The organism is Kitasatospora sp. NPDC032121, assembly GCF_055580145.1.
The window spans coordinates 71,246-90,056 of record NZ_JBVILX010000012.1 but is presented as its reverse complement, the minus strand read 5'-3'; the positions used below and the strand labels follow the sequence as shown (position 1 = coordinate 90,056).

Genomic DNA, 18,811 nt, shown 5'->3' with positions numbered 1-18,811 from the left:
GAGCGACCAGAGGATGCGTGACTACCTCAACCGGGTGACCATCGACCTTCGGGACACCCGGCAGCGGCTCCGGGAGGCCGAGGCCCGCACGAGCGAGCCGATCGCGATCGTGGCGATGAGCTGCCGCTTCCCCGGCGGTGTCCGCACCCCCGAGGACCTGTGGGAACTGCTAGCCGAGGGTCGCGACACCAGTGCGCCCGTTCCCGGCGACCGGGGCTGGGAGCGCGCCTGGCCGTCCGGCGGCACCGTCCCCGGGCGGGGGGCGTTCCTGGACGGCGCGGCGGACTTCGACCCGGAGTTCTTCGGCATCTCGCCCCGCGAGGCGGTCGCGATGGACCCGCAGCAGCGGCTGCTGCTGATGACGTCCTGGGAGGCGATCGAACAGGCCGGCATCGACCCGCTCACCCTGCGCGGCAGCCGCACCGGGGTGTACGCCGCGGCCATCGACCAGGGGTACGCGACGCTCGGCTCCGGCGCCGCCGAAGCCGTCCAGGGGTTCCTGATGACGGGGAACTCGATGAGCGTGATGTCCGGGCGGGTGTCCTACGCGCTCGGCCTCGAGGGCCCCGCCGTCACCGTGGACACCGCCTGCTCGTCCTCGCTGGTGGCCCTGCACCTCGCGGCGCGGGCCCTGCGGGCCGGCGAGTGCTCGCTCGCCCTCGCCGGCGGGGTCAGCGTGATGGCGCTGCCGGCGGTGTTCGTCGAGTTCAGCCGGCAGGGCGCGATGTCCGCCGACGGCCGCTGCAAGCCGTTCGCGGCGGCCGCGGACGGCACTGGCTGGGGCGAGGGCGTGGGGATGCTGCTGCTGGAGCGGCTGTCGGACGCGCGCCGCAACGGCCACCCGGTGCTGGCCGTGCTGCGCGGTTCGGCGATCAACCAGGACGGTGCCAGCAACGGCCTGACCGCCCCCAACGGCCCCTCCCAGCAGCGGGTGATCCGCGCGGCGCTGGCCGACGCCGGACTGACGGCGTCCGAGGTGGACGCGGTGGAGGCGCACGGCACCGGCACCACCCTCGGCGACCCGATCGAGGCCGACGCGCTGCTGGCCGCCTACGGCCAGGACCGGCCCGCCGACCGCCCGCTGTGGCTGGGCTCGCTGAAGTCCAACATCGGCCACACCCAGGCCGCCGCCGGGGTCGCCGGGGTCATCAAGACGGTCCTCGCGCTGCGGCACGGCGTCCTGCCGCGCACCCTGCACGTGGACGCGCCCACCCCGCACGCCGACTGGTCCTCGGGCGCCGTCGCACTCCTCACCGAGGCCCGCGACTGGCCCGCCGTCGACCGGCCGCGCCGGGCCGGGGTGTCCTCGTTCGGCATGAGCGGCACCAACGCCCACGTCGTCCTCGAACAGGCACCGGAGCCCGAGCCCGAGCCGGAACCGGCCGACGGGCCGGAAGCGGCCGGTGCACCGGAAGCGGCGCCCGGGGCCGTGCTGCCCTGGGTGCTGTCCGGCCGCACCGCGTCCGCGCTCGGGGACCAGGCGGCCCGGCTGCGCGCCCGGCTCGCCGCGGATGCGCCCGTCCGTCCGGCCGACATCGGGTTCTCGCTGGCGACCACCCGGTCCGCTTTCGAACACCGGGCCGTGGTGATCGGCGACGGGCGCCTCGCACTGCTGGACGGCCTCGCCGCCCTGTCCGGGCCGGGCACGGACCCCTCCACCGCCCCGGCCACGCCCGCCGATGTCGTCGCGGGCACCGGCCGGGTCGTCGAGGGCCGGACCGCCCTGGTGTTCCCCGGCCAGGGCTCCCAGTGGGACGGCATGGCCGTCGAACTCCTCGACTCCGCCCCCGTGTTCGCCGCCCGGATCGCGGACTGCGAACGCGCCCTGGCCCCCTTCGTCGACTGGTCGCTGGAGGCCGTCCTGCGCGGCGCCCCCGGCACCCCGCCGGCCGACCGGGTCGACGTGGTCCAGCCGGTGCTGTGGGCCGTCATGGTGTCGCTGGCCGCGCACTGGGAGTCCTGGGGCGTCCGGCCCGACGCCGTGGTCGGGCACAGCCAGGGAGAGATCGCCGCCGCCGTGGTGGCGGGAGTGCTGAGTCTGGAGGACGGGGCGAAGGTCGTCGCCCTGCGCAGCCGGGCCATCCGGGCGCTGGCCGGATTCGGCGGCATGGTCGCGGTGTCCGTGCCCGAGGACCAGGTCCGCGCCGAGATCGCCCCCTGGTCCGAGAAGCTGTCGGTGGCCGCCGTCAACGGGCCCGCCGCCGTGGTGGTCTCGGGGGAGACCAGGGCCCTGGCCGAACTGCTCGCCCACTGCGCCGCGCAGGGCGTACGGGCCCGGTCCGTACCCGTGGACTACGCCTCGCACTCGGCCCAGGTCGAACGGATCAGGTCCGAGGTGCTGGCCGCGCTGGCCGGCGTACGCCCGCTCCCGGCCCGGATCCCGCTGTTCTCCACCGTCACCGGCGACCGGCTCGACACCACGGCCATGGACGCCGACTACTGGTACCGCAACCTCCGCGGGACCGTCCGTTTCGAGGCGGCCGTACGCTCCCTGGTCGAGCAGGGCCACGAGGTCTTCGTCGAGGTGTCGCCGCACCCGGTGCTGACCATGGCCCTCCAGGACACCGCCGAGGCCACCGGCGCCGAGGAGCCGCCCGTGGTCGTCGGCACCCTGCGCCGCGACGACGGCGGACTGCGCCGTGCCCTGCGTTCGGCCGCCGATCTGTGGGTGGCCGGCGCGGCTGTCGACTGGTCCGCGGTGTACGCCGGCACCGGCGCCCGCCCGACCGCTCTGCCCGGATACCCCTTCCAGCTGCGGCGTTACTGGCTGGAGCCGGAGGCGGCGCCCGGCACCGGACCGGCCGCCGCCGACCCGCACGACACGGCCTTCTGGCACATGGTCGACCACGACGCCCCGGCCGAGATCGCCGCCCACCTCGCCGTCGACGAGGACGCCCTCGCCCCTGTCCTGCCCGCCCTGCGAGGCTGGCGCAAACAGCGGCGCGACGAGAGCGTCATCGACTCCTGGCGCTACCGCATCGGCTGGCAGCCCCTGCCCGACCCGCCGGCCGCCACCCCCGCCGCCGGCACCTGGCTCGTCGTCCTGCCTGCCGGACACGACGACGACGCACGGGTACGCGGCCCGCTGCTCGCCCTCACCGAAGCGGGCGCCACCGTCGTCACGGCCGAACTCACCGCCGACGCCGTCCGCCGCACGGACCTCGCGGACACGCTCGCCACCGCCCTCGGCGACCGCGTCCCGACGGGCGTGCTGTCGCTGCTGGCCGCCGACGACCGGCCCCACCCCGACCACCCGGCCCTGCCCACCGGGACGGCACTCACCGTCGCCCTGGTGCAGGCCCTGGGCGACCTCGCCCTCACCGCACCCCTCTGGTGCACCACCACCGGGGCCGTGTCCACCGGCCCGGACGACCCGGTCACCCACCCCCGCCAGGCACAGGTCTGGGGCACCGGCATGGTCGCCGCGCTCGAACTGTCCGCCCGCTGGGGCGGACTCGTCGACCTGCCGCCGGACCTCGACGCCCGCGCCAGGACCCGCCTCGCCGCCGCACTGACGGCCTCCGGCACCGGCACAAACGGCCCCGGCCGCGAGGACCAGCTCGCCCTGCGCCCCACCGGCCTGCTGGCCCGCCGCCTCCGGCGCGCCCCCCGGAACGACGGCCGTACGAAGCACTGGAAGCCCCGCGGCACCGTCCTGCTGACCGGCGGCACCGGAGCCGTCGGCCCGCACCTCGCCCGCTGGCTGGCCCGCAGCGGCGCCACCCACCTCGTCCTGCCCGGCCGCCGCGGCCCCCAGGCACCCGGCGCGGCCGAACTCGCCGCGGAACTGGCAGACCTCGGCGTGCGACTGACCCTGCCCGTCTGCGACCTGGCGGACCGTCAGGCCGTAGCGGCGCTGCTCACCGGCCTGGAGAGGGCGGGTGACCCGGTCACCGCAGTCGTCCACGCGGCCGCGTTCGTCGCGCTCGCCCCCCTGGACGGCACACCGATGTCAGCGTTCGAACAGATCGTCGCCGCCAAGGCCGCCGGCGCCGAACACCTCGACGCCCTGCTCGACCGCGAACTCGACGCCTTCGTCCTGTTCTCCTCGATCGCCGGAGTCTGGGGCAGCGGCGACCACGGCGCCTACGCCGCGGCCAACGCCTACCTCGACGCCCTGGCCCAGCACCGCCGGGCCCGCGGCCTCACCGCCACCACCGTCGACTGGGGCATCTGGCAGGCCGAGAACCCCTTCCAGGACCGCATCGCCGGAGAGGACGCCGACCTGTTCAAACTGGAGCAGCACGGCCTGCCCCGGATCGCCCCCGACCTCGCGGTCCACGCTCTGCAACAGGCACTGGACGACGACGAGACCGTACTCGCCGTCGCCGACGTCGACTGGGAGCAGTTCGCCGCCGTCTTCACCTCCACCCGCCCCAGCCCGCTGCTCACCGGCATCCCCGAAGCCCGCCGCGCCCTGGAGGCCACGACCGGCGACACGGTGGCACCCGCCGCCGCACTGCTGCGCCAACGGCTCGCCGCCCTCGGCGAATCCGAACAGCACCGCCTGCTGCTCGACCTGGTCCGCACCCACGCGGCAGCCGTCCTCGGCCATCCCTCGGTGGACGCGATCCGGCCCGGCACGGCCTTCCAGGACATGGGCTTCGCCTCCCTCACCGCAGTCGAACTCCGCAACCGGCTCAACACCGCCACCGGACTGCGGCTGCCGTCCACCCTGATCTTCGACCACCCGTCGTCCACCGCACTCGCCCGGGAGATCCGCGCCGAACTGCTCGGCCGGCAGGCCACCGAGCCGCGCTCCTGCGACCCGGACGCCGCCGCTCACACGCCCGCGCCCGACGACGAGCCGATCGCGATCGTGTCCATGGCGTGCCGCTTCCCCGGCGGCATCGGCACCCCCGAAGACCTGTGGCGCCTGCTCGCCGACGGTGGCGACGCCGTCTCGGACTTCCCCACCGACCGCGGCTGGGACATCGAAGCCCTCTACGACCCCGACCCCGACCGCCCCGGCACCTCGACCACCCGGCGGGGCGGCTTCCTGCACGATGCCGCCGACTTCGACGCGGAGTTCTTCGGCATCTCGCCGCGCGAGGCCCTGGCCATGGACCCCCAGCAGCGGCTGCTCCTGGAAACCACCTGGGAGGCGATCGAACGCGCCGCCATCGACCCGACCGCCCTGCGCGGCAGCCGCACGGGAGTGTTCACCGGCGTCAACTACGCCGACTACGCGGCCGTCGTCGCCCAGTCGGAGGAAGGAGACGGCCACCTGCTCACCGGCAGCGCACCCAGCGTCGTATCCGGCCGGGTCGCCTACACCCTGGGCCTCGAAGGCCCCGCGGTGACCATCGACACGGCCTGCTCCTCCTCACTCGTCGCCATGCACCTCGCAGGCCGGGCGCTGCGCGGCGGCGACTGCTCCCTCGCCCTGGTCGGCGGCGTCGCACTGATGGCGACCCCCGGCGCCCTGATCAGCTTCTCCCGGCAACGGGGACTCGCCGAGGACGGCCGCTGCAAGGCCTTCTCGGACGACGCGGACGGCATGGGCATGGGCGAGGGCGTCGGCGTCCTGCTGCTGGAGCGGCTGTCGGACGCCCGCCGCAACGGGCACCCGGTACTGGCGGTGGTACGCGGCTCCGCCGTCAACCAGGACGGCGCCAGCAACGGACTCTCCGCCCCCAACGGTCCGTCGCAGCAGCGGGTGATCCGGGCGGCGCTCGCGGACGCGGGCCTGACGGCGTCCGAGGTGGACGTGGTGGAGGCGCACGGCACCGGCACCACCCTCGGCGACCCGATCGAGGCGCAGGCCCTGCTGGCCACCTACGGTCAGGACCGGCCCGCCGGACGGCCCCTGCTGGTCGGCTCCCTCAAGTCCAACCTCGGCCACGCCCAGGCGGCATCGGGTGTGGCGGGGGTCATCAAGACGGTGCTGTCCATGCAGCACGGGCAGGTGCCCCGCACCCTGCACGTCAGCAGGCCCTCCGGCCACGTCGACTGGACGCGCGGAGCGCTGGCCCTCGCGACCGAGCAGCAGCCCTGGCCGTTCCACGGCCGCCCCTTCCGGGCCGGAGTGTCCTCCTTCGGCCTGAGCGGCACCAACGCCCACGTCATCCTCGAACAGACCCTCCTGGAGGACGACGGCCCGCCGGCCGAGCGCACCCCCCTGCCGGCGGTGCCCTGGCTGCTGTCGGCGAAGAGCCCGCAGGCACTGCGCCTCCAGGCCGACCGGCTGCGCCGCCACCTGGACGGCAACCCCGGGGTCGACCCGCGCGACATCGGATCCGCCCTGCACACGCGCACCGCCTTCGAGTACCGGAAGGCACTGGTCGGGGACCGGGACCAACTCCACTCCCTGCTGGGCCGGATGGCCGACGACGATTCGGGAGCGTGGGACGGCGGCCGCCCGGTCGACGGTCGTTCGGTGCTGGTGTTTCCGGGTCAGGGTTCGCAGTGGGTGGGGATGGCCGCGGAGCTGTTGGCCGAATCGGCTGTGTTCGCGGAGCGGATGGCCGAGTGCGGGCGGGCGCTGGCGCCGTACACGGATTGGTCGTTGGGGGAGGCGCTGGGCTCGGAGGCCTTGTTGGCGCGGGTTGACGTGGTGCAGCCGGTGTTGTGGGCGGTGATGGTGTCGCTGGCGGAGGTGTGGCGTTCGTTCGGGGTTGTTCCGGACGCGGTGGTCGGTCACTCGCAGGGGGAGATCGCGGCTGCCGTGGTGGCGGGTGGTCTGAGTCTGGAGGACGGGGCGCGGGTGGTGGCGTTGCGTTCCCGTGCGGTGGGTGCGTTGGCGGGGCGTGGCGGGATGGCGTCGGTTCCCCTGCCGGTGGAGGCGGTGCGGGAGCGGATCGCGGGTCGGTTGTCGGTGGCGGCGGTGAACGGTCCGTCGTCGACGGTGGTGTCGGGTGACGCGGACGCCGTGGCCGCGCTGGTGGCGGAACTCGTGGAGGAGGGGGTGCGGGCGCGTCTGATCGAGGTCGACTACGCGTCGCACTCCGCGCACGTGGAGGAGGTCCGTGAGCAGCTGCTCTCCGACCTGGACGGGATCACGCCGTTGTCGGGCGGGGTGCCGTTCTTCTCGACGGTGACGGGCGGCTGGTTGGGCACGAAGTCCCTGGACGCCGAGTACTGGTATCGGAATCTGCGGGAGACGGTGGAGTTCGGGCAGGCCACGGCGGCCCTGCTGGGGGAGGGCTTCCGGTTCTTCGTCGAGTCCAGCCCGCATGCGGTGCTGGGTGTGGCGGTGGGGGAGTCGGTGGAGGCCGCGGGTGTGGATGCGGTGGTGCTGGGGACGTTGCGCCGCGGGGAGGGCGGCCCGGCGCAGGTGCTGCGTGCGGTGGGCCGTGCGTGGGAGTGCGGGTTGGGGGTGGACTGGTCGGGTGCGTTCCCGGGCGCGCGGCGGGTGGACCTGCCGACGTACGCCTTCCAGCGCAGCCGCTACTGGCCCGAGCCGGCGCCCACCGCGGCGGCCGATGTGGGCGCGGCCGGGCTCGATCCGGCCGACCACCCCGTCCTCGGAGCGGCCATCGAACTGGCCGACACGGGTGAACTGCTGCTCACGGGCCGGATCTCGCTGCGTACCCACCCCTGGCTCGCCGACCATGCGGTGGCCGGCACGGTCCTGCTGCCCGGCGCGGCCTTCGCGGAACTCGCGGTACGCGCCGCGGACGAGGCCGGCTGCCACACCGTGGAGGAACTGACGCTCCAGTCACCGCTGTTGATACCCGCCGACACCGCCGTCCGCCTGCAGGTTCGGGTCGGCGCCACGGACGCGCACGGCAGCCGCTCACTGGACCTGTTCTCCTGCCGCGAGGACGCGGCGACCCCGCACTGGACCGCGAACGCGACCGGCAGGCTCACCGCCGCCGCCACGACCCGCGAGCCGTCGTCCTCAGCCGTACCGGACGACGCCGGCTCCTGGCCCCCGCCCGGCGCCGTCCCGATCCCCGTCGACGACCTGTACGAGCGGTTCCGCGCCTCCGGTTACGGCTACGGACCCGCCTTCCGCGGGCTCACCGCTGCCTGGCGCCGGGGTGACGAGATCTTCACCGAGGTACGTCTGCCCGAGGACCAGCACCGGTCCGCCTCCGCCTTCGGCGTGCACCCCGCCCTCCTGGACGCCGCCCTCCAGGGGCTGTTCCTGCGGGCTCGGCCGGACACCGAATCGGGCGCGGACCGGCCGTCCGCCGGACTGCCGTTCTCCTGGAGCGGAGTCGGGCTGCACGCCTCCGGAGCCACCGCGCTCAGGGTACGGCTCGGCTTCCGGCCGGACGGATCGGTGTCGATCGACGCGACCGACCCGAACGGCCTCCCGGTCGCGTCGGTCGAGGCGCTCGCCGTCCGACTGATCGACCTCGACACCCTCCGCCCGGATGGCGGCCCGGAATCCCTCTACCGGGTGCATTGGTCGGCGGTGCCCGCCACCGCACCCGCCGACTCCCTCGGACACTGGGCTGTCCTCGGCGGCCGGGAGTTCTTCCCGGACAGCCATCCGGACCTGGCCGCGCTCAGTGCCGCGCTGGACGGGGGAGCGCCGTCGCCCGCCGCCGTGCTGGCCTGGTGCGACCACACCCCGGACCTTTCGTCCCCGCCCGACGCCGCATCCGTGCACACCGCACTGGACGACGCCCTGCGGCTCGTCCAGGACTGGCTGGCCGACCCGCGGTGGGACGACGGCACCCGGCTCGTGCTCGTCACCCGGGGTGCGGTCTCCACGGCAGCCGGCGAGGAGGTCACCGACCTCACCGGCGCCGCGGTGCGCGGCCTCGTCCGCTCCGCCCAGTCCGAGCACCCGGACCGCTTCCTGCTGATCGACACCGACGACCCGGCCGCCGTGGCCGGCCTGCTGCCCCGGGCACTGGCCGGAACGGAACCCCAACTGGCGATACGCGGCGGAGAGCTCCTCGCCGCCCGCCTCACCAGGGCCACCGTCGCCACGGACCCGAACCCGGCCCCGGCCCCGGACACACCGTCCGGTATCGCCGCGGCCGGGGGAACCGTCCTCGTCACCGGGGCCGGCGGCGCGCTCGGCGGCCTGGTGGCACAGCACCTCGTGACCGCGCACGGCGTACAGAACCTGCTGCTCGTCGGCAGGCGCGGCCCGGACGCCCCGGGCCTGGCCGACCTCGCCGCCGAGCTGCGCGGCCTCGGCGCCCGGGTGGACGTGGAGGCCTGTGACGTCGCCGACCGGGACGCGCTCGCCGCGCTGTTCGCCGGCATCCCCGCCGACCGTCCGCTGAGCGCGGTCGTCCACGCGGCCGGCGTCCTGGACGACGGGACGATCGAGTCGCTGACCCCCGGGCGGATGCGCCACGTCCTGCGGCCCAAGGTCGACGCAGCCCTCAACCTGCACAACCTCACCCGTGACCTCGCGCTGTCGGCCTTCGTCCTGTTCTCCTCCGCGTCCGCCACGGTCGGCAATGCCGGGCAGGGCAACTACGCGGCCGCCAACGCCTTCCTCGACGCGCTCGCCCAGCACCGCCGTGCCCTGAAACTGCCCGCCCAGTCGCTCGCCTGGGGCCTGTGGGCGCGCCGCAGCACCATGACCGGCACGCTCACCGCCGCCGACCTGCGGCGGATGTCCCGGGGAGGCACCGCGGCCATCGGCAGCGAAGAGGGCCTGGCCCTGTTCGACGCGGCGCTCACCCTGGACGAACCGCTGCTCGTCCCGGTCAAGATCGACCTCGGCCGGCTCCGGACGGCAGCCCGGACCGGACCCGTCCCGGCCCTGCTCGCCGCCCTGGTCCCCGCCACCGCACGCCGCCCCGCCTCCGGAGCGGACGCCGCCGAAGCGGACTCGCTGCGCCGCCGGCTGACCGGCCTCACCCCGGAGGAACGCGTCGCCACCCTGCTCGACCTGGTACGGAGCCGGGTCGCCGACGTCCTCGGCCACGGCGGACCCGGGGCCGTCGACCCGGACCAGGCGTTCAAGGACCTCGGCTTCGACTCGCTCACCGCCGTCGAACTCCGCAACCGGCTCGGCGCCGCCACCGGCCGCCGGCTGCCCGCCACCCTGGTCTTCGACCACCCCACCCCGGCCGCCGTCGCCGCCTACCTCACCGGGCGCCTGGTACCCGACGGGCCGGGCGACCCCGCCGGCACCGGGAAGGCCGCCGGGGCGCACCTCGCCGGCCGGCCGGAGACACCGGACACGCCGGCTCCCGCCGCCGACATCAACGCCATGGCCGTCGACGAACTCGTCCGGATGGCCCTGGGCGGCGAACGTGACTGACCGACAGCCGCAGAAGGAGAAGCCCGACCCCATGCCCACCGACACGGACCAGGTGGTCGCCGCCCTGCGCGCCTCGCTGGTGGACAACCAGCGCCTGCGGCAGGAGAACCGACGGCTCCGCGACGACGCCGCCGAGCCCATCGCCATCGTGGCGATGAGCTGCCGCTACCCCGGCGGCGTACGCACCCCGGAAGACCTGTGGGAGCTGCTGGTCAAGGAACGCGACGCGGTCTCGCCGTTCCCCACCGACCGCGGCTGGGACATCGAGGGCGGCTTCGACGCCGACCCCGACGCCCCCGGCACCTTCTACGTCCGGGAAGGCGGCTTCCTCCACGACGCGACCGGCTTCGACCCCGGCTTCTTCGGCATCTCGCCGCGCGAGGCCCTGGCCATGGACCCGCAGCAGCGGCTGCTGCTGGAAGCGTCCTGGGAAGCGGTGGAACGCGCGGGCATCGACCCGGCGACCCTGCGCGGCAGCCGCACCGGCGTCTACACCGGAGTGATCTACAGCGAATACGGGTCCCGGCTCGGCCGGGTGCCCGACGAGGTGGAAGGCTTCCTCGGCACCGGCACCATCCCCAGCGTCGCCTCGGGCCGGATCGCCTACACCCTGGGCCTGGAAGGCCCGGCGGTCACCCTGGACACCGCCTGCTCGTCCTCCCTGGTCGCCGTCCACCTCGCCTGCCAGGGGCTGCGCTCCGGTGACACCACCCTCGCCCTGGCCGGTGGGGTGACCGTGATGTCCACCCCCGGCCTGTACGTCGGATTCAGTCGCCAGCGCGGCCTGGCACCCGACGGACGCAGCAAGTCCTTCTCGTCCGCGGCGGACGGAGCCGGGTTCGGGGAGGGGCTGGGCCTGCTCCTGCTGGAACGGCTCTCGGACGCCCGGCGCGCGGGGCACCCCGTCCTGGCCGTCATCCGCGGCTCGGCCGTCAACCAGGACGGCGCCAGCAACGGGCTGACCGCCCCGAACGGGCCCGCGCAGCAGCGCGTCATCAACGGGGCGCTCGCCCGTGCCGGACTCGACCCGTCCGAGGTCGACATGGTGGAGGCGCACGGCACCGGCACCGTCCTCGGCGACCCCATCGAGGCGCAGGCGCTCATGGCCACGTACGGGCAGGACCGGCCCGCCGGGCGGCCGTTGCGGCTGGGCTCGCTGAAGTCCAACCTGTCCCACACCCAGGCCGCCGCGGGCGTCGGCGGGGTGATCAAGTCGGTGCTCGCGATGCAGCACGGCGTGATGCCGCGCACCCTGCACGTCGACCGTCCCTCGCCCCAGATCGACTGGACCGAGGGAGCCGTCTCCCTGCTGACCGAGGCCGTCCCCTGGCCGGAGACGGGACGTCCGCGCCGGGCCGGGGTGTCCTCCTTCGGCGCCAGCGGCACCAACGCCCACGTCATCCTCGAACAGGCCCCGGCCGACCCGGCAGCTTCCGACGGGCCCGCCACGCCGGAACCGGTGCCCGCCGCCGTCCCCTGGATCCTGTCGGCGCGTACTCCGGATGCGCTGCGCGCCCAGGCGACGGCGCTGTACGAGCGGGTGGTGGCGGAACCGGGTCTGAGCGTGACGGACGTCGGCCATTCGCTGGCGGCGGGGCGTTCGCGGTTCGCGGAGCGCGCGGTGGTGGTGGGGGCGGACCGGGGCGAACTGCTGGCCGGTGTCGCCGCCCTGTCGCGGGGCCTGCGTGCGGCGGGCGTGACGGTCGGCAGCGGGCTGCCCCCGGGCCGTTCGGTGTTGGTGTTCCCGGGTCAGGGTTCGCAGTGGGTGGGGATGGCCGCGGAGCTGCTGGCCGAATCGGAGGTGTTCGCGGGGCGGATGGCCGAGTGCGCGCGGGCGCTGGCGCCTTACGTGGATTGGTCGTTGGCGGAGGCGCTGGGCTCGGAGCGGCTGCTCGCCCGGGTCGACGTGGTGCAGCCGGTGCTGTGGTCGGTGATGGTGTCGCTGGCGGAGGTGTGGCGCTCGTTCGGCGTCGTTCCGGACGCGGTGGTGGGCCACTCCCAGGGGGAGATCGCCGCCGCGGTGGTGGCGGGTGGCCTGAGCATCGACGACGGGGCGCGGGTGGTCGCGCTGCGTTCCCGTGCGGTGGGGGCGTTGGCGGGCCGTGGCGGTATGGCCTCGGTGCCCCTGCCGGTGGACGTGGCACGGGAGCGCATCGCCCCGTGGGCGGGCCGGCTCTCGGTGGCGGCGGTGAACGGCCCGTCGTCGGTGGCGGTGTCGGGCGACGCCGACGCGGTCACGGCCCTGGTGGAGGAACTCCTGGAGGAAGGGGTGTGGGCGACTCGCATCGAAACCGACTTCGCGTCGCACTCCTCGCACGTGGAGGAGATCCGCGAGCGCCTGCTCTCCGACCTGGACGGGATCACCCCCCTCGCGGGTGCGGTGCCGTACTACTCCAGCGTGACCGGCGGCCTGCTGGACACGAAGTCCCTGGGCGCCGAGTACTGGTACCGCAACCTCCGGCAGACCGTCGAGTTCGAGCGGGCGACCCGCTCGCTCCTCGCGGCCGGGCACCGCGTCTTCATCGAGTCCGGCCCCCAGCCCGCCCTGATGTACGCGATCGAGGACACGGCCGCCGACGCGGGCGCCCCGGAGACGCTGGTGCTCGACACCCTGCGGCGCGGGGCCGGAGGGCTCCGCCGACTCCAGCTCGCGCTCGCCGAGGCACACGTCCGGGGCCTGCGCGTCGACTGGGAGCGACTGTTCGCGGGAACCGGTGCCCAGCGGGTGGACCTGCCCACCTACGCCTTCCAACGACGCCGTTACTGGCTGGACGCCCTGCCGGCCGACCGGGAGCAGGCGGCCACCGGCCAGTCCGCCGCGGGCCACCCGCTGCTCGGCGCCGCGGTCGAACTGCCCGACGACGCGGGCACCCTCTTCACCGGCCGGCTCTCCTCGGCCACCCACCCCTGGCTCGCCGACCACGCCGTGGCCGGAGCCGTGATCCTGCCCGGCGCGGCCCTCGTGGAGTTGGCCGCGCACGTGGGCCGCCGCCTCGGCTGCGCCCTCGTGGAGGAGCTGACCCTCGCCGCCCCGCTGCTGCTGCCCGACGATCAGGCCGTGCAACTGCGCGTACGGGTGGGCGCCGAAGACGGCACGGGACGGCGCCCGGTGGAGTTCCACTCCCGGCCCGAGGCCGCCCCCGGCTCCGCCGACCGGCCCTGGACCCGGCACGCGACCGGCGCGGTCGGCCCCCGGGACCCCTCGACCGACCGGGACGACACGACCGAACCGGCCGGCACCTGGCCCCCGCCCGACGCGGTCCCCCTCGACGTGGACGAACTGTACGGGCTGCTCGAAACCCGGGGCGTCGCCTACGGCCCGGCGTTCCGGGGCCTGCGGGCCGCATGGCGCACCGCAGACGCGATCCACGCCGAAGTGGCCCTGCCCGACGGCCTCCCCGCCGGCGGAGCGGGCGGCTTCGGCGTGCACCCGGCCCTCCTGGACGCGGCCCTCCAGACGACCGGTCTGCGCGAAGGCGCCGCGACTGCGGAGCCCGCCGAGGGCGTCCCCCTGCCGTTCTCCTGGCAGCGCGTCGCGATCGAAACCTCCGACGCGCCGGTCCTGCGCGTCCGGCTGCGCCCCGACGGCCCGGACGCCGTCACCGCGCGGATCACCGATCCCTCGGGGCGCACGGTGGCGACGGTCGGCTCGCTCACCCTGCGCACGGCGTCCACCGCCGCACTGCGGGCGTCCTCCGGCTCCCTCTTCCACGTCGGCTGGACGCCGGTTACTGCCGGGCCCGGACCGCGCCCGGTCACCCGCTGGGGCCTCCTCGGCCCGCAGGACGAGCGGCTGCTGCCGGCCGCCTTCCCCACCGAACCCCCGTCCGCGACACCAGACGCGATGCTGCTGACCTGCCCCCCGTCCGCCGACACCGTGACTGCGGACGCCCCCGCCCGGGACGCGGACCCCGCGGCGGTGCACGCGGTCGCGTCCGGGGTCCTGGACCGCGTCCAGGCCCACCTGGCCGACGACACCACCGCCCGGACACCCCTGGTGGTGCTCACCCGGGGTGCGACCGGCCCGTTCGGCGCGCAGCCGCAGCCGGCGGACCTCGGCGCGGCGGCCGTGTGGGGCATGCTCAGGGCCGCTCAGCTCGAACACCCCGACCGGTTCGTGCTGTTGGACGTCGAAGGGCCGGACGCGGACGGTCTCGGCGACGCGCTCGCCGACCTGCTCGCCACGGGCGAACCACAGGCGGCCCTGCGCGGCGGCGTCCTGTACACGCCCCGACTGGTACGGCCGCCGGCCGGCACCGCCCCCGCGACCGACGCCCGGCCGGTCGGCGCGTTCGGGCCGGCCGAGGGGACGGTCCTGCTGAGCGGCGGCGGCGCTCTCGCGGCCGTCCTGGCGCGCCATCTGGTCGCCGCGCACGGGGTGCGCCACCTCCTCGTGCTGAGCCGCCGCGGCACCGACGCCCCCGGCATGCCGGAGCTGACGGCGGAGCTGGCCGAGGCCGGAGCCGAACTGGCGGCCCTCAGCTGTGATGTGTCCGACCGTCAGGCCCTGGCCGCCGCCCTGGCGGGCATCCCCGAACGCCATCCGCTGTGTGCCGTGGTCCACACCGCCGGAGTGCTCGACGACGGTCTGCTGGACGGGCTGACGGGGGAGCGGATGACCGCCGTCCTGCGGCCCAAGGTCGACGCCGCCCACCACCTCGACCGGCTGACGCGCGGAGCGGACCTCGCCGCGTTCGTCGTCTTCTCCTCCGCCGCGGGCGTGCTGGGCAGCCCCGGCCAGGCGTCCTACTCGGCCGCCAATGCCGCGCTCGATGCCCTCGCCGCGGAACGCCGACGGCTCGGGCTCCCCGGCCTGTCCCTCGCCTGGGGGCCCTGGGAGCGGGTGAGCGGAATGACGGCGGAGCTCGGCGGCGCCGAACGGCAGCGCATCGACCGGCGCGGCGCCCGCGGCCTCTCCGACCAGGAGGCCATGGCCCTGCTGGACACCGTGTGCGCCCCGGACACCGCCCCGCCGGGAGACGGGAGTCCCGTCGTCCTTGCCCACCTCGACCTGACCGTGCGCGGCGACCGCCCGGTGCACCCGATGCTGCGCTCCCTGGTCCGGCGCAGCCCGACCGCGACGACCGGGGCGAAGGGGACGCCGACCGCCGCCGCAGCGCTCCGGCACCGGCTCGACGCCGCCGCCGACGAACAGGGACGCGAGCTGGTCCTGCGCGAACTCGTCCTCGCCGAGGCCGCCGAAGTCCTCGGCCACACCGACTCCGGGGCGCTCTCCGCGACGGTGCCCTTCCTCTCCGTCGGATTCGACTCGTTGACCGCGGTCGAACTCCGCAACCGGCTGGCCGCCGCCACCGGACTGCGGCTACGGCCCTCCGCCGTCTTCGACAGCGGCACCCCCGCCGCGCTCGCGGCGCGCCTCGCCGCCGAGGCCCGGGCGGAAGACACCCACCGGCCCGAAACGGCACCCGCAGCCGGAACCGGAGCAGCCGCGTGCGACGCCGCCGACACCGACCCGGTGAGCGTGCTGTTCCGCCAGGCCTGCACACTCGGCCGGATCGACGAGGGCATCGCCCTGCTCAAGAACGCCTCCGCCCTGCGCCCGGCCTTCCGCAGCGGCAGTGACCTCGCGGCCGCCGGCGCCGGCCCGCGGCTGCTGCGCCTGAACGAGCGCGCCGACGCCCCCGTACTCGTCTGCTTCGGCTCCATCGTCGCGCTCGGTGGCGCCCACCAGTACGCCCGCTTCGCCGCCCGCTTCCGGGACCGCTACGCCGTCGCCGCCCTCGACGCCCCCGGATTCGTCCCCGAGGAGGAACTGCCCGCCGACATGTCGGCCCTGCTGGACTTCCAGGCGACGACACTGATCCGGGAACTGCCCGGACGGACGCTCGTGCTGGCCGGATCCTCCTCCGGCGGCACGCTCGCCCACGGCGTGGCCGCCGCGCTGGAACAGCGCGGCGAGGGCCCGGCGGCCGTGGTGCTGCTGGACACCTATCTCTCCGACAACCAGGGCATCACCCAGTTCAACGACGTCCTGCTGGGCGGCATGTTCGCCCGCGAGGACCGGGCGGCCCCGATGGACGGGACCCGGCTGACCGCGATGGGCGGCTACTTCCGTCTGCTCGACGACTGGAAGCCCCCGGCGGTCCGCGCCCCGCTGCTGCTGGTCCGCGCCTCCACCCCGCTCGGCCGCCCGTCCGCCGAAGCCGGCGACTGGCGCTCGACCTGGGCCGGCGCCGACACCGTCGTCGACGTCCCCGGAGACCACTTCTCGATCATGGAACAGCATGTCGCGACCACCGGCAACGCCGTCGCCGACTGGCTCGACAGCACCCTCCGCACCCCCGGTGCCCGGTGAAAACGAAGGAGAACCCGTTGACCACAGCCCCATACGACGATTCCCCCCCACGACAGGCCCTCACCGTGCTGGGAGCCGGGGTGATGGGCGTCGGAATCACCGTCCTCGCCCTCGGACACGGCCTGCCGGTCCACCTGGTCGACATCGACCGGGAACGGCTCGACCGGGCCGCGGACCTGATCGACGGCGAACTCCGGCTGGCCGAACTGATGGGCGCCCTGCCCGCCGGGACGCCCCTCGGCGCCCTGGCCACCGGCACCTCGCTCAAGGCCGCCGCCGGAGCCACCGCCGTCGTCGAGGCGGTCACCGAGAACGCCGCGATCAAGGCCGCCGTCCTGTCCGAGGTCTCCGGACTGGTCCGGCCCGGAACCCTGCTGATCACCAACACCTCCTCCATCCCCGTCGACGAACTGGCCGGGGCCCTGGAACGGCCGGAGGAACTGGTCGGCACCCACTTCATGAACCCGCCCTACCTGATCGGAACCGCCGAAGTGGTCCGCGGCGCCAGGACCGGGGACGCCGCGATGGCCGCCGTGGCGGCCCTGCTCACGGCGCTGCGGCGGCGGGCGGTGGTCGTCCGGGACGCACCCGGCTTCGTGACCAGCCGCATCCTGCACCCGATGATCAACGACGCGGCCCGGGTCGTGGGGGAGGGCACGGCGAGCGCCGAGGACGTCGACGCCCTGATGCAGGGCTGCCTGGGACACCCCACCGGCCCGCTGCGCACCGCGGACCTGATCGGCATCGACAACCTCGTCGACTCCCTCACCGTGCTCCACGAACGCACCGGCGACGACGGCTGCCGCCCCACGGAACTGCTGCTCCGGCTGGTCCGCGAGGGCCGGCTGGGCCGCAAGTCCGGGCACGGCTTCTACGACTACACCTGATCACCCCGACGATGGAGACAGCCATGACCGCAGCGAACACGCCCAACACCCACGACCTGGAGAAGGAACTGCTGGGATTCCTGGAAGGACGCACCGGAACCGCCTGGGACGCCGACACCGACCTGTTCGGCGCCGGCGGCCTGTCGTCCCTCTTCGCCATGCAGGTGGTGGTGCACCTGGAGAAGACCTACGCCATCGCCGTCCGCGGCGCGGACCTGCGGTTGGACAACTTCCGCACCGTACGGCGGATGGCGGAGCTGGTGGACCGGCTCCGGGTGCCCGCCGCCGGGGGCCAGCATGGGTGAGGACCTGAGCAGCGCGATGACCTCCGTCACCCTGCGGGTCGGCGACCTGGCGGGGGAGTGGGACCGGACCGGCCTCATCCCGCTGGACCTGCTCCGCGAACTGGGCGCCGAGGGCCGACTGTGCGCCGAAGTCCCGGAGCAGTACGGCGGCTGGGGGCTCAGCAGCATGCACAGCGGCGCGTACACCGCGCACGTGGGAGGCCTGTGCAGCTCGCTGCGCAGCGTGATGACCTCCCAGGGCATGGCGGCATGGACCATCCAGCGCCTGGGCACCGCCGAGCAGTCGGCCGCCCACCTCCCCCGGCTGACCGGCGGCGGACTGGCGGCGGTCGGCTTCAGCGAGCCCGGCGCCGGCAGCGACCTCGCGGCGATGACGACGACCGTCCGCCGCGACGGTGACGCGGTCGTCGTCGACGGACACAAGAAGTGGGTGACCGCCGCCCACTACGCCGACCTGCTCGTCATCGTCGGCCGCTACGAGGACGGTGCGGTGGCCGTCGTGGTGCCCGCCGACACGCCCGGCGTCCGGATCGAGCGGATCGCCGACCCGCTCGGCTGCCGCGCGGCCGGACACGCCGACGTCCACCTCGACGGGGTGCGGCTGCCGGCCGACAGCGTCCTGGGCGGTCACGGACTGCCGCCCGCCCTGCTCGTGACGACCGCGCTGGCCTACGGGCGGATGTCCGTCGCCTGGGGGTGCGTGGGCATCCTGCGGGCCTGTCTGGCGGCGGCCACCGCCCACGCCGCCGGACGGGAGCAGTTCGGCAGACCACTCGCAGAGCACCAGCTCGTCGCCGGACACCTCGCCGACCTCTACACGGCCGAGCAGGTGGCCGCGCGGGTCTGCGAGCACGCCAGCCGCTGCTGGGACGAAGGGTCGCCGGACCAGGTGGTGGCGACCGTACTGGCCAAGCACGTCGCCGCGACCCAGGCCGCCCGGGGCGCGGCGACGGCCGTCCAGGTACTGGCCTCGGCCGGGTCCCGGGACGGGCACGCGGTGGCCCGGGCGTACCGGGACGCCAAGCTGATGGAGATCATCGAGGGCAGCAACGAGCTGTGCCGGCTGATGCTGGCGCAGCACGCGCTCTCCGCTCCGGGGGCACCGTGAGCGGGCCTGCAG

At 75.1% G+C, this 18,811-nt stretch carries 5 protein-coding genes; all 5 read left to right on the top strand.

Annotated elements, in window-relative coordinates; translation table 11 throughout:
• The first annotated feature begins 13 nt into the window (after positions 1-13).
• The 5 genes from ACZ5OX_RS26550 to ACZ5OX_RS26530 are packed head-to-tail and all read left to right on the top strand — an operon-like array spanning position 14 to position 18,799.
• Complete coding sequence (locus ACZ5OX_RS26550; RefSeq protein WP_465633681.1) at positions 14-10,183, top strand: type I polyketide synthase; 10,170 nt, start codon at positions 14-16, stop codon at positions 10,181-10,183.
• Positions 10,184-10,214: 31 nt separating this feature from the next.
• A complete protein-coding gene (locus ACZ5OX_RS26545) occupies positions 10,215-16,499 on the top strand; it encodes a type I polyketide synthase (RefSeq protein ID WP_465633554.1) in 6,285 nt (2,094 codons plus the stop codon).
• A 17-nt stretch (positions 16,500-16,516) separates the two neighbouring features.
• Entirely contained in the window at positions 16,517-17,386 is an 870-nt protein-coding gene (locus ACZ5OX_RS26540; RefSeq protein WP_465633552.1) for a 3-hydroxyacyl-CoA dehydrogenase family protein, read from the top strand.
• A gap of 23 nt (positions 17,387-17,409) precedes the next feature.
• A complete protein-coding gene (locus ACZ5OX_RS26535; RefSeq protein WP_359897831.1) occupies positions 17,410-17,691 on the top strand; it encodes an acyl carrier protein in 282 nt (93 codons plus the stop codon).
• Positions 17,684-18,799 (top strand): acyl-CoA dehydrogenase family protein, encoded by a 1,116-nt coding sequence (locus tag ACZ5OX_RS26530; protein ID WP_465633550.1) that lies wholly within the window; start codon positions 17,684-17,686, stop codon positions 18,797-18,799. The genes ACZ5OX_RS26535 and ACZ5OX_RS26530 overlap by 8 nt, the downstream gene beginning before the upstream one ends.
• Positions 18,800-18,811 lie beyond the last annotated feature (12 nt).